Consider the following 21,614-nt stretch of genomic DNA (forward strand, 5'->3'; position numbering starts at 1 on the left):
GCGGAACCGTGCTGGACGAGCTGCGGAACTCTGAACTCTGCGCGTCCCTGTCCCTGGCCACTGCCGGGCAATGCCCGCACTGCCTGGCCACTGACTGATAGGAACCTTTCCTTTCTATTGGCAGAATCACCCGCTCCGCAAGACGTGTGCACGAGTTGGTGCGACGGGAGGGGCGGATCGGTGCGGCTCAGTGCGGAGGAAACGGGGCGTCCCGGGCGTGCGGGCCGCCGCTACCGGCGGGAGTCGCCGACCCGGCGGTCGCGCCAGGCCGGTGCGAGCGCGGTGAGCATCAGCGCGGCGGTCAGCGCGAAGGCCCAGGGATATCCCGTCCACCGCGCGAGCACTCCGAATCCGACCGCCCCGACGCCCATGCCGGCGTCGTAGGCGAAGTTCCACAGGGCGCTGACGGTGCCGTATCCGGACGCGGGGACCCGTGCGTACATCAGCGTCAGCGTGGCGTTCTGGGTGATGCCGAAGCCGACGCCGAACGCGGCCACCCCGACGACGACGGCGATCGGACGGTGCGTCAGCGCGACGAGGAGCGTTCCGGCAGCCGCCACGATCAGGCCGGGCAGCACCAGCGAGGCCGGTCCGTACCGGTCGCCGCGGCGGCCCGCGACCCAGCGGGCCGCGGTCGAGGCCGCGGACTGGACGAACAGGGCCGCCGCGACGAGGCCGGGGGAAGCCGACGGGACGGCGAGGGGCAGGAAGGTGACGATGATTCCGGCAGCGAGCGCGGTGGCCGCGAAGACGATCGCGGGCCGCAGGAGGTCAGTCGTCCGAAACCCGGTACGCACGCCGATCGACGGTCCCGACTCCGGCTCGCGGTCCGGAAGTCCCGGCACCGTGACAAGGGCGGCGAGCGCCGCCACGCCGCCGACGACGCAGACCGGTCCGTAACCCACGTGCGCCACCAGCCACACCCCCGACGGCAGGGCCACCAGCGACGGAACCCCCGACACGATGCCGACCAGGGCCAGTCCCTCGCCGCGGCGCTCCGGCGGGATCAGTGACGCCGTCAGAGCGCTGCCCGCGACGACCGTGCAGGCGAAGCCCAGACCGCGCACGACACACACCGCCGTGATCCACATCGTGCTCCCGGACACGGTCAGCACGAGCGCGGGCGCACCGAGGAGGACCAGTCCCGCCGCCAGCGTCAGGCGGTAGCCGAAGCGGGCGACGAACCAGGGAGTGGCCAGCTCGCCTCCGACCGTGGCCAGCATCAGCGCGCCCGTGGCAAGTCCCGCCGTGCTGGCGCCGCCCCCGCCGGACGCCTCCGCGTAGAGGGGGACGACCGACAACAGCAGGAAGAAGCCCGTCGAGGCACCGATGATCGACACGAAGCGCAGCAGTAGGGGCCGCGTCACCAGAGGTGGTCGCGAACCGGCGTGCGTAGGAAGGGAGTTGATGTTTCTGGTCACGTGACGAACCCAAGGAGCGGTCGGATCACCGGTAAGATCCGATTTCATGCCGCTGGAGTGGTCCGGTCTCTCTCCCGATCTGCTGATGGTCGTCGACCGGAACAGCGGCGAGCCCCTGCGGTCCCAGCTGGAACGCCAGTTGCGCGACGCGATCCGGACCGGGCGGCTTCAGGTGGGTGAACGGCTGCCGTCCTCGCGCGAACTCGCCCGGGCCCTCGGGCTCTCGCGCGGCCTGGTGCAGGAGGGCTACGCCCAGCTCCAGGCCGAGGGATACCTCGTGACCCGCGTCGGCTCCGCCACCCGTGTGGCAGCCGGAGCGGCCGTGCCGTCGGCGCCCACGCCGTCGCCGCAAGCGCCGCCGCACCTGCTGGCCGACTTCCGATGGGGCGTCCCCGACCTGAGCGGTTTCCCGCTCACCGACTGGCTGTCGGCGACGCGCGAGGCGGCCCGCACCATGCCGACGGCGGCGCTCGATTACGGCGACCCGCGCGGCAGCGCGGTGCTGCGCGAGGTCGTCGCCGGGTATCTGCGGCGGGTCCGCGCCGCGGCGGCCGATCCGGAACGGATCGTGATCTGCTCCGGGTACGCGCAGGGCCTCGGCCTCGCCCTGCGCGCCCTGGCCGGGTCAGGGGTGCGCACCGTGACGTACGAGGACCCCGGCTCACCGGCCACGATCTCCGCCTCGGCGGCCTCTGCGGGCCTGTCGGCCGTCCCGGTGCCGGTCGACGAGCGCGGCATCGACGTGGAGGCACTCGCCGCGACCGATGCCCGCGCCGTCGTCGTCACCCCCGCGCACCAGTGGCCCACCGGCGTCGCCCTGGCACCTGAGCGCCGCCTCGCCCTGATCGAGTGGGCCAGGAGCCGGGACGCCGTCGTCATCGAGGACGACTACGACGCCGAATTCCGGTACGACCGCGAGCCGGTGGGCGCGCTGCAGGGACTCGCCGCCGACCGCGTGATCTCCCTGGGAACCGTCAGCAAGTCCCTCGCGCCCGCGCTGCGCATCGGATGGATGCTCTGCCCGCCCGCGCTCACCGACGCGATCGTCGAGCACAAGCAGATCAACGACCGAGGGTCGCCCACACTCGACCAGTTGGCCCTCGCGAGAATGATCGAGTCCGGCCGCTTCGATCGGCACCTGCGCCGGATGCGGGCCACCTACGCGGCGCGGCGCACCGCACTCGTCTCAGCCCTCGCCGAACACGCCCCCGAAGTCAGGGTTTCCGGCCTCGCGGCAGGCTTCCACGCGGTGGCTCACCTGCCCGGACCGGCCGACGAGCAGGACCTCGTGGCCGCCGCCCGCTCCCGGTCGGTGGGCCTCTACGGAATGAGCCCCTGCCGTTCCTCGCACGCGACGTCGCCGGCGACGCTGGTCCTGGGCTTCGGCGACGTGGGCGAACGTGCCGTCAGGGAAGGCATCGCGGCGATTGGAGACCTTCTCAGAACGCGGTGATCCTCTTCAAGTAGGAAGAGATCGCGGTGAGTTCAGAGCGCCGGCGGTCGCAGGGCGATCGTCCAGGTGTGGATCGTGAAACGTGCGGGGTCGTCGGCGAGGGGTGCGCCGATCGTGACCGTCACCCGGTCCCCGGCTCGTCGCAGGGACCGCATGGCGTGCGTGCCGGACGGGGTGGCAGCGGGGTCGAGTTCGACGAGCGTACGACCGTGCAGGCCGCGGTCGACGGACTGGAGACGGGCACCGTCGAGGACCAGGATCGTGCCGTCGCGCAGGACGAGCGGCTCGGGCGGCTGCGGGTCGGTCAGCGGCGGTCCGGGCAGGATCACGCCGCCGGGCAGCAGGCGCACCACGCGGCCCCGGGTGGGGACGCTCCGGTCGGCCTCCACGACGCGCACCCCGGTGCCGACGACGTAATGACCGTACGAGCGCCAGGCGTCGGTGCGGTTGCCGTCCCGGTCGTACTCCCAGGTGTCGAAGAAGTCGTAGCCCTCCAGACCGAGCAGGAACCTGCCCCCGCCGCGCGCGGCACCGCGAGCGCCCCGCAGTTCGGCGACGAGACGGCCGTCGGCGAGATCGAGCAGCAGGGCCGGACCGAGCAGGCCCCAGGCGGTGTACTCCAGGGAGTCCGTGGTCACGAGTGCCCGGTCGCCGGAGAGATGGACGGCGTTCGGACGGCCGGTGCAGCGGTGGGTCCAGCGGGTGCGTCCGCTGTCGTCGACGCAGGTCACCGAACCGACCGCGGTCTCGATCCGCAGGCCGTCATGCCGCGCCGACACCTCCCGCGCCGAGGACCGCCACGGCTCGGCCGACTGTCGCCGCTCCACGACCTCGGCCCGCCACCCGCCCGTCTCCTCCGCGCCCACCCCAGATTCCGCCACGGCCGAGATCGTAACGGTGGCGGGGCGCGGGGGAGTGGTCCCGGCGCCTTCACCACGCACTGATGCCACTGAAGCCCCGCCAGGGCAGGCCCGGATCAGGCCGCTGCCCACCGCCGACCACCCTTCACAGGCAGCCGCATCCAGTGCCGTAGAACAGGAGGAACACACCTGTCGCGGCGGCCAGGGCGAAACCGGCCGCCGTCACGGCGGCGAGGCCCCGGCGGCCGCGCCCCTTCGCGGGATCGCGGAAGACGCTCCAGGCGCCGTGCGCGAGGAACAGGCTGAGCAGCCCCGCGCCCGCCACCGTCATGCGCGGGCTGACGGACCAGCTCAGGTAGGCGAGCAGACCCAGGCCGAGCAGCAGCGCGCAGGCGAGCAGGGTGAGGATCGCCTCGGCGACGGCTTCCCCGACCGTCTCCATCAGGAACTCGCCGATCCCCTTCGCTACTCGTCGCACTCTCACGGCGCTCCCCCTGCCCGCCCGCCCGCACGGCCCGGCTCATTCTGGCACCGGTTGCCTGGCCGCAGGCCCTCGTCGGTGGTCCCGCTGTGGGTGAGGGACGGGACTGCGGTCAGGTGCCCGCGACCAGCGTGCCGAGCGCCGTCCGCCGATGGGTCACCGAACGGCCGGTCCGGGTCGTTGTCGTCATGCCCGCCGATCGGAGCGCCGCCGCGTGGGCCGAGGCCGTCGCGTTGCTGACATCGAGGGCGCGGGCCAGGGACGTCGTGGTGTGGGGCTCGGCGAGGAGACGCAGGGCGTCGAGCCGGGTCCGGCCGAGGACGCCGGCGAGGGCGTCGGCGGTGACGTCCGGGTGTCCTGCGGCGGGCGGGAGCCCGGCCCCGGCCGGATACGTCAGGACCACCGGACGGCCGGGGGAGTCCTGGAGCAGTGGCCCCGCGGGGTGGTGGAAGCTGGGCAGCAGCACCAGCCCGCGCCCGTCGAGCCGTACGTCCCGGGCCGCCGTCGCCGCGCAGGGCCACACCCACACCCCTCCGTCGAGCCGACTGCCACCGGGAGCCAGGCCGGACAGTGCGCCGGCCACGCCGTGCTCGGCGACCGTGAGGGCGTAGCGCGTGAACTCCTCACGGTGCAGGTCCTGCACGACGGACCAGACCGGGGCGAGCACCGCCTCGAACGCGGCGTGCTGCGCGCGGTACAGCGTGCGCCAGGCGTCGTCGTCGTGCGTGTGCAGGGCGCGGATCCAGGCGGGGGCGGGCCCCTCCTCGTACACCCGCGCCAGCTCGGAACGCAGGAGGCCGGGGCTCGTCGCGCGGATCTGCTCGAAGCTGTCGGTCAGGCTCTCGCCGAGGACATCGAGGAAGGAGGGCGGGCGTCCCGCCGGTACCAGGTCGGCGAGCGGGGCGGCGGCGGCCGGAAGGGAACGCAGGACGCGGCCGCGCCACGGAGCGAAGTACGGCCCGCCCTGCCGGTTCACGGCCGTCGCCAGGGCCGCGTGCAACTCCTGGAGCGGCGCCGGACGGGGAGCGAATCGGATCCGCGCGACGTCCTGTGCCGTGAAGTGGATGCGCAGCACTCCACAACTCCTCGTCCCGGTCCAGCCTTTCGGCCAGGGCCTGATCCTTCGCGCCGTGACCTCCCCGCCTCAAGGATGTCGCGTATGACGTCTCGACGCACCCTTCTGAAGGGCACTCTATTCGGGAGCGCCGCCGCCCTGGTGCCCACGACCGCGTACGCCGGCGGTCCCGGGCGCCTCCGCCTCCGGCTGCCCGCACCGACGGGCCCCCACCCCGTGGGCCTGCGCACGGTCCATCTGACCGACCCCGCCCGCACCGATCCGTGGGTGGGCGGCGTACGCGAGGTGATGCTGACCGTTCTGTACCCGGCCCGATCGGTACGCGGCTTCCCTCGCGTTCCTCAACTCACCCCGAACGAGGCCACGGTGTTCGCCGAGTACGCGCCCTGGGTGCATCCCGGGCTGCCCCAGCAGGGAGCGGTGGACTGGGGCGCGGTCCTCACGCACGCGTACCAGGGGGCGCCCGCCCTGCCGGGCAGGCGCCCGGTACTGGTCTACTCGCCGGGCGGCGGTGACTCCCGCACACTCGGTACCAGCCTCGCCGAGGACCTCGCCAGCCACGGCCGGGTCGTCGTCCTCGTCGACCACCCGGGCGACGCCACCCAGGTGGAACTGCCCACCGGGATGCGCAGGACCGTCCTCGTCGGACCGCCGGACCCGACCGTCTTCCGCACGATGACCGACACCCGGATCGGCGACCTCCGACTGGTCCTCGACCGGCTCCCCGACCTGCCGCTCGCGCCGGTCATGGACCGCCGCCGGATCGGCATGTACGGACACTCGGCCGGCGGCACAGCGGCCGTGTACGCGGCCTGCCGCGACCGCCGGGTCGACGCGGTGGCGAACCTCGAGGGCTACCTCGACCTGTACGGGACGCCGACCGGCTTCGGACGACCGCTCCTGCTGTTCCGCACCGACGGATTCGAAGGCGCCGACCGCATCGAGTCCTCCTGGAAGGGCCTGCCCGCCCACCGCGCCCGGCTCACCGACGCCGACCACTGGGCCTTCACCGACTACGGCTCCCTCGTCCCCCAGCTCCAGACCGCCGGACTCGTGTCAGCGGCGACGCGCGACGCGCTCGTGGGCACCGGAGCCCCGACACCGACGCTCGCTGAACTCCGCCGTGAGGTGCGGTCCTTCTTCGCCCGCCACATGCTGTAACCGGCCACCGGGCGGGGCGCGGAGGGCCCGACACCTGTGAGCTTCGTCGGCATGTGACGATCAGGCGGTCAAGACGCGCAGGATCACCCGGCGCGTCCCCTTCCACGTCCATGTACGCGCCGACCGCATCGACCACAGGTCGGCCCTCTCGAGGTCCGGAGCCATGACCACACCCCTTGCCCACACCGCCTTCGACTCCCTCCGCCGCGACGCCGTGCCCGACCAGGAGACACTGCGCCGGGCCTACGCACTGCCCGGCGACGCGGCCGTGCGCAAGCAGATGACCGAACTCACCGACCAGACCCGGCGGTTGATCGAACTCTCGTCGCTGGTCCTGGTCGCCAGCGCGGACGCCGAGGGCAACTGTGACGTCTCCCCGCGCGGCGGTCCCGCCGGGTTCGTCTCCGTCCTGGACGCGCGGACGGTGGCGATACCGGACGCGACCGGCAACAAGCGTCTGGACACGCTGCAGAACGTCATCGCCACCGGCCGGGCCGGGCTGCTCTTCCTCATCCCGGGACGCACCACGACGCTCAGGGTGAACGGCCGGGCCTGCGTCTCCACGCGCCCGGAGCTGCTGTCGCAGCTGACCGCCGTGGGCAAGCCGCCGGCGAGCGCCCTGGTCGTGGGGATCGAGGAGGTCTATCCGCACTGCCCCAAGTCGCTCCTGCGCAGCGGTGCGTGGAAGCCGGAGCAGTGGCTGCCGGCGGACGCCCAGCCGACCTCGGCCGAGGTGACGCTGGCGCAACTGCGGAGGCCGGAGCTGACGATCGCCGACATCGAGCAGGCGGAGGCGGATTCGCTGAGGTACCGGTACGAGTGACCGGCTGGACCGGGACCGGATGCGGGCGGTGATCAGTCGACGGTGACGACCACGGTGTGCCAGCCGGTGGCACCGTCGGGAAGGGTCGGGGCGCGCCGGGCCGTCTGGGTCCGGCCCGTTCCGTCGGTGGCGCGCACCGAGAGGGTGTGCGAGCCCTTGGTCGCCTCCCACGGCCACGACCACTGGCGCCAGGTGTCGCGGGTGTCCTGGGCCGCCAGCCGTGCCCGTTCCCACGGACCGTCGTCGACGCGTACCTCGACCCGCTCGATTCCCCGGTGCTGGGCCCAGGCGACCCCGGCGATCATGACGGTGCCGGCTGCCGGCCTGGCGAACGGTCTGGGCGTGTCGATCCGGGACTGGGTCTTGACCGGTGCGCGCGGCGCCCAGTCACGCTCCACCCAGTAGGGGTCGTAGGCGTCGAAGGTGGTCAGTTCGACGTCCTTGATCCACTTGCAGGCCGACACGTACCCGTAGAGGCCGGGCACCACCATGCGGACCGGGAAACCGTGAGCGAAGGGCAGGGGCTCGCCGTTCATGCCGACGGCCAGCAGGGCGTCGCGGCCGTCCATCACGTCCTCGACCGGACTGCCGATCGTCATGCCGTCGACCGAGCGGGCGACCAACTGGTCGGCCTCGCCTCCCCGGGACGGCGGCCTGACTCCGCACTCCTTCAGGAGATCGGCCAGGCGGGCGCCGATCCACCGGGCGTTGCCGATGTAGGGGCCGCCGACCTCGTTCGAGACACAGGTGAGGGTGATGTCGCGTTCGATGAGCGGCAGCTTCAGCACATCGTCGAAGGAGAGGGTCAGTTCCCGTTCCACGCCTGCTCCGTGGATGCGCAGTCGCCAGGTGGCGGGGTCCACCTTCGGGACGATCAGGGCGGTGTCCACACGGTAGAAGTCGCTGGTGGGCGTCATGAACGGACTGATGCCCTTGACCCGCAGCGAGGCCGCCCGGGGGACCGGAGCCGCCGGGGACGCGGGGGCGGGGAGCACCACCCGGTCGCGGGCCGCGACCGCGTCCTGTCCCTGCGAGCCGTTCAGGGCGCGGCCTGCGATTCCGGCCGCCGTGGAGACCGCGGCTGTCGCCGCCGCCGTCAGGAGGAAGCCGCGGCGGTCCCAGCCGCTCTCGTCCCCGTCGGTCAGGTCCCTCGACGACGCATCAGGAGGAGTGTCCAGGCGGCCGACGAGCCAGTACAGGAGCGCGGCTCCGGCAAGAGAGCCGACGACGGAGGGAAGGGCGTCGGAAGCGCCGGTCGCGTCGGGCCTGCCGGTGGCGGCCAGCGCGCCGACCACACCGAAGGCCAGCACTCCCAAGGGGCCGATCACCCGCACGCGGGTGGCGAGTGCGCCGAGGAGTACCGCCAGCAGGGTCAGGACCGCCAGGATGCCCAGCCGCAGCACCAGCTTGTCGTCCGTGCCGAACTGCCGGATCGCCCAGTCCTTCACCGCGGTCGGCGTCCGGTCGATCGCCGCTCCGCCCACCGCGACGACAGGCCCCGACTCGGGCCGCACCGCAGCGGCGACCAGTTCGGCGAGCGTGACCGCCGCACTCCCGGCGAGCACACCGCTCAGAGCCCCCAGGGACAGGCGCTTGACGCCCGTGGGGGTCGGCTTCGTCGTGGCGTGGTCCATGGCGGGGAATCCGTCCTCGGGCGACTCGCGGAATGGTCCTCAGGTCTCCATCTTCACGCGAGGCGCACCCCGTTCCGCCCCCGGTGCGGGCCCGGTGAGGTAATGGGTTGGTCCTTTTCGCCGAAGCGTCCGACCATCGGTGACGGATCGAGGGCACCCACGCCCCGTCAGGGCCGAGCAGGTCAGGAGCATTCATGATCGACCATGGGCGTCCACCCGAGGGATCGGCGGCGGAGCACGGGGCGCTGGCCCTGCGTGCCCTACCCGCGCGCGCCGGCGCGGCCGTGTTGTTCCTGCACGGCGGGCGTGCCGAGGACCGCACCGCGTCGCGACCGTGGCATCTCGCCGCCCTGCGGATGCGGCCCTTCGTCAGGGCCACCGCCGCGGCGCTGCACGGCGCTCCGGTTCTGCTCGCAGAGGTCCGTTACCGCGTGCGCGGCTGGAACGGGGACGACGCGGACGCCCTCCTGGACGCTCGACGGGCCCTCGCCGAGCTGAGCCGGGTCGCCGGTGACGTCCCCGTGGTGCTCGTAGGACATTCCATGGGGGGCCGCGCCGCGCTCCAGGCCGCCACCGCCCCGAACGTGAAGGGAGTGCTGGCACTGGCACCGTGGTGCCCGCCGGCCGATCCGGTGAGCCATCTGCGCGGGAAGCGGATCACCGTGCTGCACGGCGACCGGGACCGTGTCACCGATCCGCAGGCCTCGGTGGCGTTCACACACCGCGCACGGGCGGCCGGCGCGAGCGTGCGGACGCGGCTCGTGCCGGGCGGTGATCACGCGATGCTCCGCGGCCGTCCCGGCTGGCACCGCTCAGCGGCCTCGGAGGTGATCGCTCTGCTGGGTGAGGCGGACCAGCCGTAGCGCGGCAGGGGCGTCGCCCGGCTCAGCGGGAGCGGGAGGAGGCCCTCGTCCCGGGCACCCGGCGGGCCGTGCTGCGCGGGCCGACGACGACCGGCGGCGTGATCACCTCGACGGGTGTCGTGCTCGCTGCGACGTTCGCCGCGCTCATGGTCGTTCCGCTGTCCCGGAAGGACGGTTCCGATCGCCCGTCCGGTGCATCCGGGGCCGCCGCTCGCCCCGAAGCAGTCGTGCAGATGGTCGGGTCGGCACCGGCCCGATGCTCATCGGCCGGGCCGATGAGCACCACTCTCGGAGCGCGGAGGAGACAACCATGAGCGCGACCGCGGACGGCGGGCCCCGTCACCAGGAGGCGCTGCACTGCCTCGTCACCGGAGCCTCCGGGTACATCGGCGGGCGGCTCGTCCCCGAGCTCCTCGACGCGGGCCACCGCGTCAGGTGCCTGGTCCGCACGCCCGGCAAGCTCCGCGACCATCCGTGGGCGCGGCAGGTGGAGTCCGTACGCGGGGACGTCACCGACGCCGAGTCCGTAGGGGCCGCGCTGCGGGGCATCGACGTCGCGTACTACCTGGTGCACGCCCTGGGCACCGGCCCGGACTTCGAGGAGACCGACCGGCGCGCGGCCCGGATCTTCGCCGAACAGGCGCACGCCGCCGGGGTGCGCCGGATCGTCTACCTCGGCGGGCTCACCCCGCACGGTGTCCCCGAGCGGTCCCTCTCGCCGCACCTGCGCTCGCGCGCGGAGGTCGGCCGGATCTTCCTCGACGCCCCCGTGCCCGCCGCCGTGCTGCGGGCGGCCGTGGTCATCGGATCCGGCTCGGCCTCCTTCGAGATGCTCCGCCACCTGACCGAACGCCTGCCCGTGATGGTCACCCCGAGCTGGGTGCGCACCCGCACTCAGCCCATCGGGGTCCGTGACGTCCTGCGCTACCTCGTCGGCGTGGCCGGCCTGCCCGCCGACGTCGACCGGGCCTTCGACATCGGCGGGCCCGACGTGCTCACGTACCGGGACATGATGCTCCGCTACGCCGCCGCCGCCGGGCTGCCGCGACGCGTCATCGTCCCGGTCCCGGTCCTCACGCCCGGGCTGTCCAGCCACTGGGTCGGGCTCGTCACCCCCGTACCGGCCTCCATCGCCAGGCCGCTCACCGAGTCGCTGCGGCACGAGGTGGTCTGCCACGAGCACGACATCGCCCGCCACGTCCCCGACCTGCCGGGGCGGCCGTTGCCCTTCGACGAGGCGCTCGCCCTCGCGCTCCGCCGGGTCGGGGAGGCCCAGGTCGCCACCCGCTGGTCTTCGGCCGCGGTGCCGGGCGCGCCCAGTGACCCGCTGCCGACCGACCCGGACTGGGCGGGCGGCAGCCTCTACGAGGACGTGCGCGAACTCCCCGTCCCCGCAAGCCCGGAGGCGCTGTGGCGGGTGATCGAGGGGATCGGCGGCGACAACGGCTGGTACTCCTTCCCGCTCGCCTGGGCCGTGCGCGGCCGGCTCGACCGATTCGCCGGCGGGGTCGGCCTGCGCCGCGGCCGACGCGACGCCCAGCGGCTGCGGGCCGGCGACTCCCTGGACTTCTGGCGCGTCGAGGAGATCGAACCCGTGCGGCTGCTGCGGCTCCGCGCCGAGATGCGGCTGCCCGGCCTGGCCTGGCTCGAACTGCGCGTCGACACCGACGACCGGGGGCGCACCCGGTACCGGCAGCGCGCCCTGTTCCATCCGCGCGGGCTCCTCGGTCACGCGTACTGGTGGTCGGTCTCGCCGTTCCACGCCGTCGTGTTCGGGGGCATGGCGCGGAACATCGCCCGCGCCGCGGCAGCCGCTGCGGACGGCGACCCGCGGCCCCCGTCGGCACGGGCCTCGTCCCGCTCGCCGATCCAGCGCATCCGGCGGGCAGCCGCACGCGGAAAGAAGAGGCGGGGAGCCCGGCACTGACCTGACCGCGGGCCAGGCCTCGCCCCGCACCGTCACTTTCCCAGGAGGGCCACATGACCGTCGCAGTCGTCCTGTTCACCGCGGACCTGCGTCTGCACGACCACCCCCCGCTGCACGCCGCCGTGCGCGCCGCGGACCAGGTCGTCCCGCTGTTCGTACGCGATCCGGGGGTGCACGCGGCAGGCTTCGACGCGCCCAACCGCCGGGCGTTCCTCGCCGAGTGCCTCGCCGACCTCGACGAGCGGCTCCGGCACCGTGGAGGCCGCCTGGTGATCCGCAGTGGACCGGTCGCCCGGGAGGTCCGTGCGGTCGCCGCCGAGTGCGGGGCCGTCGAGGTGCACATGGCGGCCGACGTCACCGCCTACGCCCACCGGCGCGAGCGGCGGCTGCGCGAGGCGCTGGCCGCGGTCGGGGTGGCGCTGCACGTCCACGACTCGGTGACCACCGCGGTCGCCCCCGGCGCCGTGACGCCCGCCGGGAGCGGCACCGACCACTACGCCGTGTTCACCCCGTACTTCCGCCGCTGGTCGGGGGTGACGCTGCGCGAGCCGCTGCCGCCGCCGCGCACCGTGCGTGTCCCCGAGACCGCGCGCGGCGAGGCCCCGCCGTCGGCGCAGGACGTCGACGGAACCTCGCCCGGACTCCCCGAGGGCGGCGAGACGGCCGGCCGCGCCCGCTGCGCCCGGTGGTGGGACTCCGGCGACCTGTCCCGGTACGAGGAACGGCACGACGACCTGGCGGGCGACGCCACCTCCCGCCTTTCGCCCTACCTCCACTTCGGGGCCCTCTCACCGGTCGAGGCCGTCACGCGCTCCCGCGCGCACGGCGGCCCGGGTGCCGAGGCGTTCGTCCGGCAGTTGTGCTGGCGCGACTTCCACCGCCAGGTCCTCGCCTCCCGTCCCGAGACGGCCGCCGCGGACTACCGCACCCGCGGCGACCGGTGGCGTGGCGAGGAGGACGCGGCCGAGGACATCGCCGCGTGGCGGGACGGCCGCACCGGCTACCCGGTCGTGGACGCGGGCATGCGCCAGTTGCGCGAGGAGGGCTGGATGCACAACCGCGCCCGCCTCCTGACGGCCAGCTTCCTCACCAAAACGCTCTACGTGGACTGGCGCGTCGGCGCCCGGCACTTCCTCGACCTGCTCGTCGACGGGGACGTGGCCAGCAACCAGCTCAACTGGCAATGGGTGGCCGGCACCGGCACGGACACCCGCCCGCACCGCGTCCTCAACCCGGTCGTCCAGGGCAAGCGCTTCGACCCGCGCGGCACGTACGTCCGCCGCTGGGTGCCCGAACTCGCCGCCGTGGAGGACCGCTCGGTGCACGAGCCCTGGCGACTGCCCCGCGAGACCCGGGCCGGGCTCGACTACCCGGAACCGCTGATCGACCTCGACGACGGCCTGGCCCGCTTCCGGCAGGCCCGCGGCCGGGACTGAGGGGCCGGGGTGCGCGCGGGTTCACCGGCGACCGGCGTGGCCCGCACTCTCCTGCGGGGCGACGGGCCGGTCCGCGGGCTGCTCCAGGCGCAGCCGCAGCGCGTGCATCCCCCGGCGGGCGTGGCTCTTCACCGTGCCCAGCGGAAGCCCGGTGCGGGCGGCGATCTGCGACTGGGGGAGGTCCGCGTAGAAGGTGAGCCACAGGACCTGTCGCTGGGCGGGCGGCAGCCGGCTCAGCTCGTGCCGGACCACGACGCGGTCCACGGTCCGCTGCGCGAGCCGTTCCTCCGACGGCGGCACGTCCTTGTCCCGCTCGGACCGCGCCGCGGCGGCGAGGCGGGCCTGGCGGGCCCGGGCCGCGTGCGCGTCCGCGATCTTGTGCCGGGTGATGCCGACCAGCCAGGAGGCGGCGCTGCCCCGCTCCGGACGGAACCCGCGGCGGCCCTGCCAGGCGGCGAGGAAGACCTGCTGCGTGACGTCCTCGGCATCGGGGGAGTCGCCGAGCGCACGGCGCGCGAGGTGGTGCACCAGGCCCGCCCACCGCTCGTACGCCTGTCTGCAGCCGTCCTCGTCGCCCCGCAGAAACGCCTCGGTGATCAGTGGATCGGTGCTGTGCGCTGTGTGCGTCTGTGCCGTGGTCCTCTGTGGCGTGGCCATCGTGAACACTCCTCGGACCGCCTCACCGGGTGGTCCTGACGTGCCGGCGGTGCGCGCCTCGTCGCGCCTGCCGCCAGAGTGATCGCGGTGGAACCGGTGCACAAGATGCATCGTTCATGCGTCGTTTAATCTGGAGACGGGGCGAACGCCCGTGACCGAGGAGGGCGCATGAGCGGCGAGCAAGAGGCCCCCGGCGCCGGAGCACCGGCCGCCCTGACCACCGGCGCGCTCGCCCGCAGGCTCGGCGTCGCCCAGACGACGCTGCGCACCTGGGAGCGGCGCTACGGCATCGGTCCGAGCGTCCGCGAGGCGGGCCGCCACCGCCGCTGGGCGCCCGACGACGTGGCCAGGATGGAGCACATGTGCCAGCTGACCGCGCAAGGCGTCACGCCTGCCCAGGCGGCACGGCTGGCGATGGCGGAGGACGGCCGGGCGACCGAACTCCCCACTGCTGCGGAGCCGCAGTCGCGCACCTCGGCCCGTGCTCCGGGCGGTTCCCGCGATCTGCCGCCGGGTCAGGTCTGGCCGGAGAGCCGAGGCCTGGCACGCGCCGCCGTGCGACTCGACGCCCCGGCCGTGCAGGACCGACTGCGCGCCGCGATCGACGCGTACGGGGTGGTGGTGGCCTGGGAGCAGATCATCGCTCCGACCCTGCACGCCGTGGGCCGCAAGTGGGCGACGTCCGACGCGTCGTACGTCGAGGTGGAGCACCTGCTCTCGTGGCACGTGTCGGCCGCGCTCCGCTCGGCGGGCGCCCCGGCCCCGGACCGGCGCCCGCCGGTCCTGCTCGCCTGTATGCCGGACGAGCAGCACAGTCTCCCGATCGAGGCGCTGTGGGCGGCCCTCACCGAGCGGGGGCTGCCCGCGAGGATCTTCGGGGCCGCCCTGCCGAAGGAGGCCCTGGAGTCGGCGGCCCGGCGGATCGGCCCGGCCGCCGTCGTCCTCTGGTCGCAGTCCCGCGAGACCGCCGACGTGCACGCGATCCGCTCGCTCCTCGCCCTCGAATGGGGTGTACGCGGCGCCCGCGGCGGTCCCGTGGTCCTCCTCGCGGGCCCCGGCTGGGGCGGCACGCCTCCGGAGCCGCCGGCGAGCCGCCTCACGGGTCTCGCCTCCGCCCTCACGCTCGTCGAGTCGCTGTTCCGCACGCGCGCGTAGCCGGCGCCCCGGCACGCTGCGGGTTCAGTCCTGGAGGGTGGCCAGCCAGTCGATCAGCAGACGGTTGACCTCGTCGGGGCGCTCCTGCTGGATCCAGTGACCGCAGCCGCCCAGGAGGTGGGACGCGGACAGTGCGGGGAGCGTGGTGGGGAAGGCGTCGATGGCGTCGGACATCCAGGTGGTGGAGGCGTCCAGCGCACCGCCGATGAACAGGGACGGCTGCGTGACCGGCGCTCCGCGGTGGGGTGTGAGGTCTTCCCAGTCCCGGTCCATGGCGCGGTAGCGGTTGAGCGCGCCGGTGATCCCCGTGCGTTCGAACTCCCCGGCGTAGACGTCGAGATCCTCCTCGCCCAGCCACGCCGGGAGCGGGCCGTCGGGGAAGCGGTCGCGCAGCCGCCGTCCCGGGGCGACGAAGTGCGGGTCGGGCTCGCCCTCGCCCGGCATGGTCCCGGCGGACAGGGCCGCGTAGAAGCCCGCGAGCCAGCCCCGGACATCGGGCTCGATCTCCGCCTCGGCGCGGCCGGGCTCCTGGAAGTACGAGACGTAGAACTCCTGGTCGGGGCCGCCGACCTGGCCGAAGACGTCGGTGGGGCGGGGGCCGCCGGGCGGCGCGTACGGGACGCTCAGCAGGCCGACCGCGCGGAACATCTCGGGGTGGACGAGGGCGGAGGTCGCGGCGATGTTGGACCCCCAGTCGTGGCCGACGACCACCGCGCGCTCCTCGCCCAGGGCGCGTACGACGGCGACGTTGTCCTCCACGTGGTCGAGCAGGCGGTAGGCGTCGGTCGCGGCGGGCTTGGAGGAGCGGCCGTAGCCGCGCACGTCGATCGCCACGGCCCGGAAGCCGGCCGCGGCGAGGGCCGGGAGCTGGTGGCGCCAGGAGTACCAGGACTCGGGGAAACCGTGCACCAGCAGGACCAGCGGGCCGGTGCCCTGCTCGGCCAGATGCAGACGGCCGGCAGGGGCTTCGACGATGCGGTGGCGGAGTGCGGCGGTCGGCTCGGTTCGCATGGGTGACTTCTCTCCTCGGTTCGCGGGCGGCCGGAGGGCACCTGTCGATCATGCGGCGCCCCGGCCACGAGGCGCGATCGACGTTGCCGTTCCGGCAAGTTCGCGGGACACCGGGGTAGGGTCACCGCCGGTCCGTTCCGGCGCCTGGCGCGAGAACGGCGTCCTGGTCGAGCGAGAGGAGAAACAGCCGCGTGAATCGGCCGACTCACGGCGCACTGCACCACGTCGAGATCTGGGTTCCCGATCTGGACCGCGCCCTCGCCTCACTGGGCTGGTTGCTCCGGACGCTGGGTTACACCGTCTCGCAGAGCTGGGACTCCGGCCGCAGTTGGCTCCTGGGGCCGACCTACCTCGTCCTGGAACAGTCCCCGGACCTCACCGACGACCGGTACGACCGCCGTCGGCCCGGCCTGAACCACCTGGCCTTCCACGTCGAGGACGCCGCCACCGTCGAGGAGCTGGCCGTGGACGCGGCCCGGAACGGCTGGAGCCTGATGTTCCCCGAACTCCACCCTCACGCCGGCGGAGCGCAGCACTACGCGGCCTACCTGCAGGACGGCGACGGCTTCCAGGTCGAGCTGGTCGCCCTCGACACCGCTCGGAGCGGGTGAGCACTCCACCCCCACGTCGCGGACGGGGGCTGCTACGGGTCTCCGGGGGCCGGTGGCAGGCGGACGGTGAAGGTCGTCGCACCCGGCTCGCTGCGCACACCGGCCGAGCCGCCGTGGGCCTCCGCCACCGCCGCGACGATGGACAGGCCGAGCCCCGTGCCGCCTCCGTCGGCGCCGCGCGGACCGCCGCCGTGCACGAACCGTTCGAAAAGGTGGTCCTGGAGGTCCTGGGGGATGCCGGGGCCGTCGTCGGTGACGGTCAGGACGGTCGTGCCGTCCGCGTCCCGGTCGAGGCCCACCGTGACGGACGTCCCGGCCGGCGTGTGGTGACGGGCGTTGGCGAGGAGGTTCGCGAGCAGCTGCTGGAGCCGGTGGGCGTCTCCGCCGACGCTCACCGGTTCCTCGGGGAGCCGCAGGGCCCAGCGGTGTTCCGTTCCCACGGCGCGTGCGTCGGAAACGGCGTCGAGGACGAGCCGGGTGAGATCCACCGGCTCCCGTTCTAGCGGCCGGCCCGCGTCGAGCCGCGCGAGCAGGAGCAGGTCGTCGACCATCGCGCCCATCCGGCCGGACTCCGCGGCGATCCGTTCCAGCGCGCGCGTCACCTCGGGCGGTACGGGCCCGGGGTGCAGCAGGGCGAGCTCGGCGTGCCCGCGGACCGACGCGACCGGGGTACGCAGTTCGTGACTGGCGTCGGCGGAGAAACTGCGCAGCCGCTCCTCGCTGCGCTGGCGCTGGGTGAGCGCGTTCTCCACGTGCCCGAGCATGCGGTTGAAGGCGAGGGTGACCTGGTCGACCTCGGCGCTGCGCGGCCGGGTGCCGGGCACCCGGGCCGGGAGGGCGACCTCCCCGCTGGCGAGCGGCAGTTCGCTGACCCGCCTCGCGGTGCCCGCGATCCGGCTGAGCGGTCGCAGCGACCACCGCACCCAGAGCGCCCCCGCGATCCCCGCGCCGACGAGCGCGATGCCGAACACCCCGCCGGCGACGAGTTCGAGCCGGTGCACCGCGTCCTCGACGCCCCGCAGCGGCAGCCCGGTCATGAGCGTGTCGCCGTCCCGGCCGGGCCAGGCCATGACCCGGTAGTCGCCGAGCACGGACAGATCGACGCGGTGCCCCCGGCCGTCCACGGGCACCGCGGCCAGCGCGAGCCGGTCGGCGGCGGAGAGATCGGCGGTGAGCCCGGCGGGGTCGTCGCCGCCGCGCACCACCGCCGCGTCGACGACCCGCCCGTCACGCTCGTAGACCCCGAGCGTCCCGGCGGCCTGCCGCCGTGTGTCGGCATGCTCGTCGCCGTCGTGGTCGTTGCCCGTGCCACCGGAGTCGGGTGCGCCGCCGGGATGCTCGATGCTCGCCGGAAACGCGCTGCCCGCCGCCGAGAGCTGCTGGTCCAGCCGCTCGGTCAGGAACCCGTTCAGCTCGAAGACCGCCGCGCCGCCCACCGCGGCGCACCCGACGGCCAGCAGCACGAGGAGTCCCGCGGTGAGCCGGGCACGCAGCGTGCGCAGCCGGGGCCATGTCACCGGCTCACCGGCTTCAGGACGTAGCCCGCGCCGCGCACGGTGTGGATCATCGGCTCGCGGCCCGCGTCGATCTTCTTGCGGAGGTACGAGATGTACAGCTCGACCACGTGGGCCTGGCCGCCGAAGTCGTACGACCAGACCATGTCGAGCAGTTGCGCCTTGCTGAGCACTTGGCGGGCGTTGCGCATCAGGCAGCGCAGCAGCTGGAACTCGGTGGGGGACAGATCGACCGGCTCGCCGCCCCGGGTGACCTCGTGCGCGTCCTCGTCCAGCTCCAGATCCCCCACGACGACCAGCGAGCCGGCCGCCCGTTCCCGGGTCATCCCGGCGCGGCGCAGCAGCCCGCGCAGCCGGGCGACGAGCTCGCCGAGGCTGAACGGCTTCGTCACGTAGTCGTCCCCGCCCGCCGTGATCCCCGCGATCCGGTCCTCGACGGTGTCGCGCGCGGTCAGGAACAGCACGCACACGTGCGGCTGGGCGGCACGCAGCTCGCGCAGCACGGCCAGCCCGTCGCGGTCCGGCAGCATGATGTCGAGCACGACGGCGTCGGGCCGGAAGTCGCGTGCCGCGCGAACGGCGTCACGGGCCGTGCCCGCAGCGCGCACCTCCCAGCCCTCGTACCGCAGCGCGCCGGTGACGACCTCGGCGAGATCGGGCTCGTCGTCGACGACCAGGACGCGCACCGGGGCGCCGTCGGGGCGGGTCATGCCCGCGGGGCGTGAATTCATGGCGTCCTCAGCATCTCGCGCCCGCCTCTGAGTTTCCTCTGAGAACACGCAGAGCGCCGGGGACCCGATCGGCCCGGCGAAGCGCCAGGTCATGGGCCGAACCAGCGCCTCCGGTCCGGAGTGCGCTGAGAGCTCACTCAGAGGTTGGCGGACGACAGTGAGAGCAGTCCACCGCCACCGAGGAGACCGCCATGGCCACCGCGACCCATCGTCCGCCGCCGGTGACGCACCGCGCCCCCGGCCCGCCGAGCCACCGGGCGACGGCCGCGCTGCTGCTCGCCGCCGCCTGGGCCGGCGGCTTCGCCGTGCTCGCCCTATGGTGGCGGGACACGGACGCCGTCGTCGGCGCGGCCGGCTGGCTCACCGGCGTCGGCCGGATCACCGGCCTGCTCTGCGGCTACATGTGCGCCCTGCTCGTCGCCCTGATGGCACGGGTGCCCTGGTTGGAGACCGGAGTGGGCAGTGATCGCAGCGCCCGCTGGCACGCGTCGGCCGGCCGCTGGACGATCGGCCTGCTGCTCGCCCACATCGTCTTCATCACCCTCGGCTACGCCGCACAGGCCCACACCGGCCCGCTGACCCAGCTCGGCACGATCGTCCTCGACCTGCCCGACCTGCTCAAGGCCACCGCCGGCAGCGTCATCCTGCTCGCCGTCGGCTACACGTCCGTACGGGCCGTGCGCCGCAGGCTGCGCTACGAGACCTGGTACCACCTGCATCTGCTCACCTACGCGGCCGTGTTCCTGGCCTTCTTCCACCAGCTGTCGACCGGCGCGGACTTCGTCGCGAACGCGGGCGCGCGGGCGGCCTGGTACGCCCTTTACGTCGGTGTGGCCTGCCTCGTCCTCTGGTTCCGCGTGCTCACCCCGGTGCGGCTCAACCTGCGCCACCGCATACGCGTCGACGCGGTCGTGCCGGAAGCGCCGGGCGTGTACTCGGTCTGGCTGCGCGGCCGGCACCTCGAACACATCGGCGCCAGGCCGGGGCAGTTCCTGCGCTGGCGCTTCCTCACCCCCGGCATGTGGCTCGCGAGTCACCCGTACTCCCTGTCCGCCGTCCCGCGCGGCGACCTGATGCGGATCACCGTCAAGGCGCTGGGCGACCACAGCGCCGCCGTCGCGAACCTGCGGCCCGGCACGCGCGTCTGGGCGGAGGGGCCCTACGGCGCGCTCACCGCCGGGCGGCGCAGCCGCGACAAGGTGCTGATGATCGCGGGCGGCACCGGCATCACGCCCCTGCGCACCCTGTTCGAGACCCTGCCCGCCCGGCCCGGCGACCTGACCCTGCTCTACCGCGCCCGCACCACCGGCGAACTGGCGCTGCGCGGTGAGCTGGAGGCCATCGCAGCGCGGCGCCAGGCCCGCCTGGTGTACGCGCTCAACACCCCCGACGGCCGCCGCGCCCCGATCACGGCGGACGGGCTGCGCGCCCTGCTGCCCGACATCGAGCGCCACGACGTCTACCTGTGCGGGCCGCCCGGGCTCGCCCAGGCCGCGTACGACGCCCTGCGGGCCGCCGGAGTCCCGGCCTCCCGCATCCACCACGAGTCCTTCGAACTGTGAGCCCCGCCATGCGCGCCCACTCGCTCCGCCGCACCGTGCTGACCTGCGTCGCGACCGTCACCGTGACCGTGCTCGCACTGTCCCTGAAACCGCACCACACGTCCTCCGTCGCCGCCCCGGTCACCAAGGCGCCGTCGTCGTCGAGTGCGAGCGGCGGCGCGAGCCCGAGCTCCGGGACGCGTACCGTCACCGGCTCGACCGTCCAGACCCGCTACGGGCCGGTCCAGGTCGAACTGACCCTGGACGGTTCGAGGATCACGTCCGCGCGCGCCCTCCAGCAGCCCGACGGCGACGGCCGCAGCAGGGAGATCAACGCGACCACGATACCCGTCCTCGTCCAGGAGACCGTCACGGCACAGAGCGCCCAGGTCGACACGGTCTCCGGAGCGACGTACACGAGCGAGGGCTACATCACCTCGCTCCAGAGCGCGTTGGACCAGGCCCGTGCCTGAGCCGGGCGGTTCCGCCGGCCTGCGGCGCGTGGTGCGCACGATGGGCACCGTGTTCTCCTGCACGGTGCGCGACACTCCGACTCCGGGGCTGCGCCGGGCTCTGGACGAGGCCGAGGCACTGCTGCACCACGTCGACGAGGTCTTCTCGCCGTACCGGCCCGACAGCGCGGTCTCGCTGGAGCGGACGGGCGCGCCGGTGCCGCAGGCCTGGCGCGCGGAGGCCGAGGAGGTCCGCGCCCTGTGCGAGGCCGCCCGGCACGACACCGAGGGCCGGTTCGACGCCCGGTACGCCGGCCCGTACGACCCCAGCGGGCTGGTCAAGGGATGGGCGGTCGAGCGGGCGGCCCGGCTGCTCCAGGAGGCGGGCGCCGAACACGTGTGCCTCAACGGCGGCGGCGACATCCAGCTGCACGGCGGCCCCTGGCGGGTCGGCATCGCCCATCCGCTGCGGCCGGACAGTTACGCGGCCGTCGTCGAGTCCGCCGAGGGCCCGCTCGCCCTCGCCACGTCCGGTCCCGCCGAGCGCGGCTGCCACATCCTCGACCCGGACACCCAGACCCCGCCCGCGCACGCCCTGGCCTCCCTGACCGTCGTGACCTCCGGTCTCACCCGGGCCGACGTGCTGGCCACCGCCGCGTACGCGGTCGGAGCGGCGAACGCGCGGGCCTGGCTGGAGCGGCGGACGGACGTGCTCGCGCTGGGCGTGGAGCGGGACGGCACCACGTGGACGGTGCGCGGCACGCAGGGCCCCCGGTTCGCCTAGTTCAGGCGGGCCGGGCGTCACGCC

The 21,614-nt window shown here is 74.1% G+C and carries 20 protein-coding genes and 1 pseudogene; 12 read left to right on the forward strand and 9 right to left on the reverse strand.

The genetic code is table 11. From position 1 onward, the window contains the following. Positions 1 to 230: 230 nt before the first annotated feature. Positions 231 to 1,340, reverse strand: a complete 1,110-nt coding sequence (locus ACZ4E1_RS14200; RefSeq protein WP_467539165.1) for an MFS transporter — start codon at positions 1,338 to 1,340, stop codon at positions 231 to 233. 127 nt (positions 1,341 to 1,467) lie between these two features. Here ACZ4E1_RS14200 and pdxR point away from each other — a divergent pair, with 127 nt between their 5' ends. Then, positions 1,468 to 2,874, forward strand: a complete 1,407-nt coding sequence (gene pdxR, locus ACZ4E1_RS14205) for a MocR-like pyridoxine biosynthesis transcription factor PdxR (protein WP_467539166.1) — start codon at positions 1,468 to 1,470, stop codon at positions 2,872 to 2,874. A gap of 32 nt (positions 2,875 to 2,906) precedes the next feature. Here the strand turns inward: pdxR and ACZ4E1_RS14210 are convergent, their stop codons facing one another. The 3 genes from ACZ4E1_RS14210 to ACZ4E1_RS14220 form a co-directional block, all read right to left on the reverse strand. Continuing rightward, positions 2,907 to 3,755 (reverse strand): hypothetical protein, encoded by an 849-nt coding sequence (locus ACZ4E1_RS14210; protein ID WP_467539168.1) that lies wholly within the window; start codon positions 3,753 to 3,755, stop codon positions 2,907 to 2,909. A gap of 124 nt (positions 3,756 to 3,879) precedes the next feature. Continuing rightward, positions 3,880 to 4,212 carry a lysine transporter LysE gene (locus ACZ4E1_RS14215; protein ID WP_467539170.1) on the reverse strand — a complete coding sequence of 111 codons (333 nt, stop codon included), beginning with the start codon at positions 4,210 to 4,212 and terminating at the stop codon, positions 3,880 to 3,882. A gap of 115 nt (positions 4,213 to 4,327) precedes the next feature. Then, positions 4,328 to 5,290: an ArsR family transcriptional regulator gene (locus tag ACZ4E1_RS14220; protein WP_467539172.1), complete on the reverse strand. Its 963-nt coding sequence runs from the start codon at positions 5,288 to 5,290 to the stop codon at positions 4,328 to 4,330. A gap of 84 nt (positions 5,291 to 5,374) precedes the next feature. On the opposite strand from ACZ4E1_RS14220, the gene ACZ4E1_RS14225 reads away from it, so the two are divergent. Both ACZ4E1_RS14225 and ACZ4E1_RS14230 read left to right on the forward strand, forming a co-directional pair. Further along, a complete protein-coding gene (locus ACZ4E1_RS14225; RefSeq protein ID WP_467539173.1) occupies positions 5,375 to 6,451 on the forward strand; it encodes an alpha/beta hydrolase family protein in 1,077 nt (358 codons plus the stop codon). A gap of 163 nt (positions 6,452 to 6,614) precedes the next feature. After that, positions 6,615 to 7,274, forward strand: a complete 660-nt coding sequence (locus tag ACZ4E1_RS14230) for an MSMEG_1061 family FMN-dependent PPOX-type flavoprotein (protein ID WP_467539174.1) — start codon at positions 6,615 to 6,617, stop codon at positions 7,272 to 7,274. 32 nt (positions 7,275 to 7,306) lie between these two features. Here the strand turns inward: ACZ4E1_RS14230 and ACZ4E1_RS14235 are convergent, their stop codons facing one another. After that, on the reverse strand, positions 7,307 to 8,908 hold the full coding sequence (locus tag ACZ4E1_RS14235) for a sulfite oxidase (RefSeq protein WP_467539175.1): 1,602 nt from the start codon (positions 8,906 to 8,908) through the stop codon (positions 7,307 to 7,309). 194 nt (positions 8,909 to 9,102) lie between these two features. On the opposite strand from ACZ4E1_RS14235, the gene ACZ4E1_RS14240 reads away from it, so the two are divergent. The 4 genes and pseudogenes from ACZ4E1_RS14240 to ACZ4E1_RS14255 all read left to right on the forward strand — a co-directional run bounded on the left by ACZ4E1_RS14240 (position 9,103) and on the right by ACZ4E1_RS14255 (position 13,134). Further along, positions 9,103 to 9,771, forward strand: coding sequence for a dienelactone hydrolase family protein (locus tag ACZ4E1_RS14240; RefSeq protein ID WP_467539177.1), 669 nt, complete (start codon positions 9,103 to 9,105; stop codon positions 9,769 to 9,771). A 26-nt stretch (positions 9,772 to 9,797) separates the two neighbouring features. Further along, a pseudogene (locus tag ACZ4E1_RS14245) lies at positions 9,798 to 9,935 on the forward strand (MMPL family transporter); the annotation flags it as partial. A 146-nt stretch (positions 9,936 to 10,081) separates the two neighbouring features. Further along, a complete protein-coding gene (locus ACZ4E1_RS14250) occupies positions 10,082 to 11,698 on the forward strand; it encodes an SDR family oxidoreductase (protein WP_467539179.1) in 1,617 nt (538 codons plus the stop codon). Between the two features lie 53 nt (positions 11,699 to 11,751). After that, positions 11,752 to 13,134 (forward strand): cryptochrome/photolyase family protein, encoded by a 1,383-nt coding sequence (locus ACZ4E1_RS14255; protein WP_467539181.1) that lies wholly within the window; start codon positions 11,752 to 11,754, stop codon positions 13,132 to 13,134. A gap of 21 nt (positions 13,135 to 13,155) precedes the next feature. Here ACZ4E1_RS14255 and ACZ4E1_RS14260 read toward each other — a convergent pair whose 3' ends face one another. After that, positions 13,156 to 13,791, reverse strand: a complete 636-nt coding sequence (locus ACZ4E1_RS14260) for an RNA polymerase sigma factor (RefSeq protein ID WP_467539183.1) — start codon at positions 13,789 to 13,791, stop codon at positions 13,156 to 13,158. Positions 13,792 to 13,959: 168 nt separating this feature from the next. On the opposite strand from ACZ4E1_RS14260, the gene ACZ4E1_RS14265 reads away from it, so the two are divergent. Continuing rightward, positions 13,960 to 14,946 carry a MerR family transcriptional regulator gene (locus tag ACZ4E1_RS14265; protein WP_467539185.1) on the forward strand — a complete coding sequence of 329 codons (987 nt, stop codon included), beginning with the start codon at positions 13,960 to 13,962 and terminating at the stop codon, positions 14,944 to 14,946. A 24-nt stretch (positions 14,947 to 14,970) separates the two neighbouring features. On the opposite strand, the gene ACZ4E1_RS14270 is transcribed toward ACZ4E1_RS14265, so the two are convergent. Next, positions 14,971 to 15,957: an alpha/beta fold hydrolase gene (locus ACZ4E1_RS14270; protein WP_467539187.1), complete on the reverse strand. Its 987-nt coding sequence runs from the start codon at positions 15,955 to 15,957 to the stop codon at positions 14,971 to 14,973. A gap of 191 nt (positions 15,958 to 16,148) precedes the next feature. Between ACZ4E1_RS14270 and ACZ4E1_RS14275 the strand changes: the two genes are divergently transcribed. Beyond that, the gene (locus ACZ4E1_RS14275) at positions 16,149 to 16,568 is read left to right on the forward strand and encodes a VOC family protein (protein ID WP_467539189.1); all 420 of its coding nucleotides are present in this window, start codon (positions 16,149 to 16,151) and stop codon (positions 16,566 to 16,568) included. A 32-nt stretch (positions 16,569 to 16,600) separates the two neighbouring features. Here ACZ4E1_RS14275 and ACZ4E1_RS14280 read toward each other — a convergent pair whose 3' ends face one another. Beyond that, a complete protein-coding gene (locus ACZ4E1_RS14280) occupies positions 16,601 to 18,085 on the reverse strand; it encodes a sensor histidine kinase (RefSeq protein ID WP_467539191.1) in 1,485 nt (494 codons plus the stop codon). Beyond that, positions 18,082 to 18,813: a response regulator transcription factor gene (locus ACZ4E1_RS14285; RefSeq protein ID WP_467539193.1), complete on the reverse strand. Its 732-nt coding sequence runs from the start codon at positions 18,811 to 18,813 to the stop codon at positions 18,082 to 18,084. Before ACZ4E1_RS14285 ends, ACZ4E1_RS14280 begins: the two co-directional genes overlap by 4 nt. A gap of 191 nt (positions 18,814 to 19,004) precedes the next feature. Between ACZ4E1_RS14285 and ACZ4E1_RS14290 the strand changes: the two genes are divergently transcribed. Genes ACZ4E1_RS14290 through ACZ4E1_RS14300 form a run of 3 tightly spaced genes read left to right on the forward strand, consistent with a single transcriptional unit; the run spans position 19,005 to position 21,590 of the window. Then, positions 19,005 to 20,375 (forward strand): ferredoxin reductase family protein, encoded by a 1,371-nt coding sequence (locus ACZ4E1_RS14290; protein ID WP_467539195.1) that lies wholly within the window; start codon positions 19,005 to 19,007, stop codon positions 20,373 to 20,375. An 8-nt stretch (positions 20,376 to 20,383) separates the two neighbouring features. Continuing rightward, complete coding sequence (locus ACZ4E1_RS14295; protein WP_467539197.1) at positions 20,384 to 20,827, forward strand: FMN-binding protein; 444 nt, start codon at positions 20,384 to 20,386, stop codon at positions 20,825 to 20,827. A gap of 40 nt (positions 20,828 to 20,867) precedes the next feature. Further along, positions 20,868 to 21,590: an FAD:protein FMN transferase gene (locus tag ACZ4E1_RS14300; protein WP_467539597.1), complete on the forward strand. Its 723-nt coding sequence runs from the start codon at positions 20,868 to 20,870 to the stop codon at positions 21,588 to 21,590. The last annotated feature ends 24 nt before the right edge of the window (positions 21,591 to 21,614 follow it).

The organism is Streptomyces sp. NPDC025806, assembly GCF_055558275.1.

Coding starts and splice junctions, on each gene's coding strand:
- ACZ4E1_RS14255 (WP_467539181.1), top strand. CDS start 11,752: ATGACCGTCGCAGTCGTCCTGTTCACCGCGGACCTGCGTCTGCACGAC.
- ACZ4E1_RS14235 (WP_467539175.1), bottom strand. CDS start 8,908: ATGGACCACGCCACGACGAAGCCGACCCCCACGGGCGTCAAGCGCCTG.
- ACZ4E1_RS14295 (WP_467539197.1), top strand. CDS start 20,384: ATGCGCGCCCACTCGCTCCGCCGCACCGTGCTGACCTGCGTCGCGACC.
- ACZ4E1_RS14300 (WP_467539597.1), top strand. CDS start 20,868: ATGGGCACCGTGTTCTCCTGCACGGTGCGCGACACTCCGACTCCGGGG.
- ACZ4E1_RS14290 (WP_467539195.1), top strand. CDS start 19,005: ATGGCCACCGCGACCCATCGTCCGCCGCCGGTGACGCACCGCGCCCCC.
- ACZ4E1_RS14285 (WP_467539193.1), bottom strand. CDS start 18,813: ATGAATTCACGCCCCGCGGGCATGACCCGCCCCGACGGCGCCCCGGTG.
- ACZ4E1_RS14225 (WP_467539173.1), top strand. CDS start 5,375: ATGACGTCTCGACGCACCCTTCTGAAGGGCACTCTATTCGGGAGCGCC.
- pdxR (WP_467539166.1), top strand. CDS start 1,468: ATGCCGCTGGAGTGGTCCGGTCTCTCTCCCGATCTGCTGATGGTCGTC.
- ACZ4E1_RS14270 (WP_467539187.1), bottom strand. CDS start 15,957: ATGCGAACCGAGCCGACCGCCGCACTCCGCCACCGCATCGTCGAAGCC.
- ACZ4E1_RS14265 (WP_467539185.1), top strand. CDS start 13,960: ATGAGCGGCGAGCAAGAGGCCCCCGGCGCCGGAGCACCGGCCGCCCTG.
- ACZ4E1_RS14250 (WP_467539179.1), top strand. CDS start 10,082: ATGAGCGCGACCGCGGACGGCGGGCCCCGTCACCAGGAGGCGCTGCAC.
- ACZ4E1_RS14240 (WP_467539177.1), top strand. CDS start 9,103: ATGATCGACCATGGGCGTCCACCCGAGGGATCGGCGGCGGAGCACGGG.
- ACZ4E1_RS14260 (WP_467539183.1), bottom strand. CDS start 13,791: ATGGCCACGCCACAGAGGACCACGGCACAGACGCACACAGCGCACAGC.
- ACZ4E1_RS14230 (WP_467539174.1), top strand. CDS start 6,615: ATGACCACACCCCTTGCCCACACCGCCTTCGACTCCCTCCGCCGCGAC.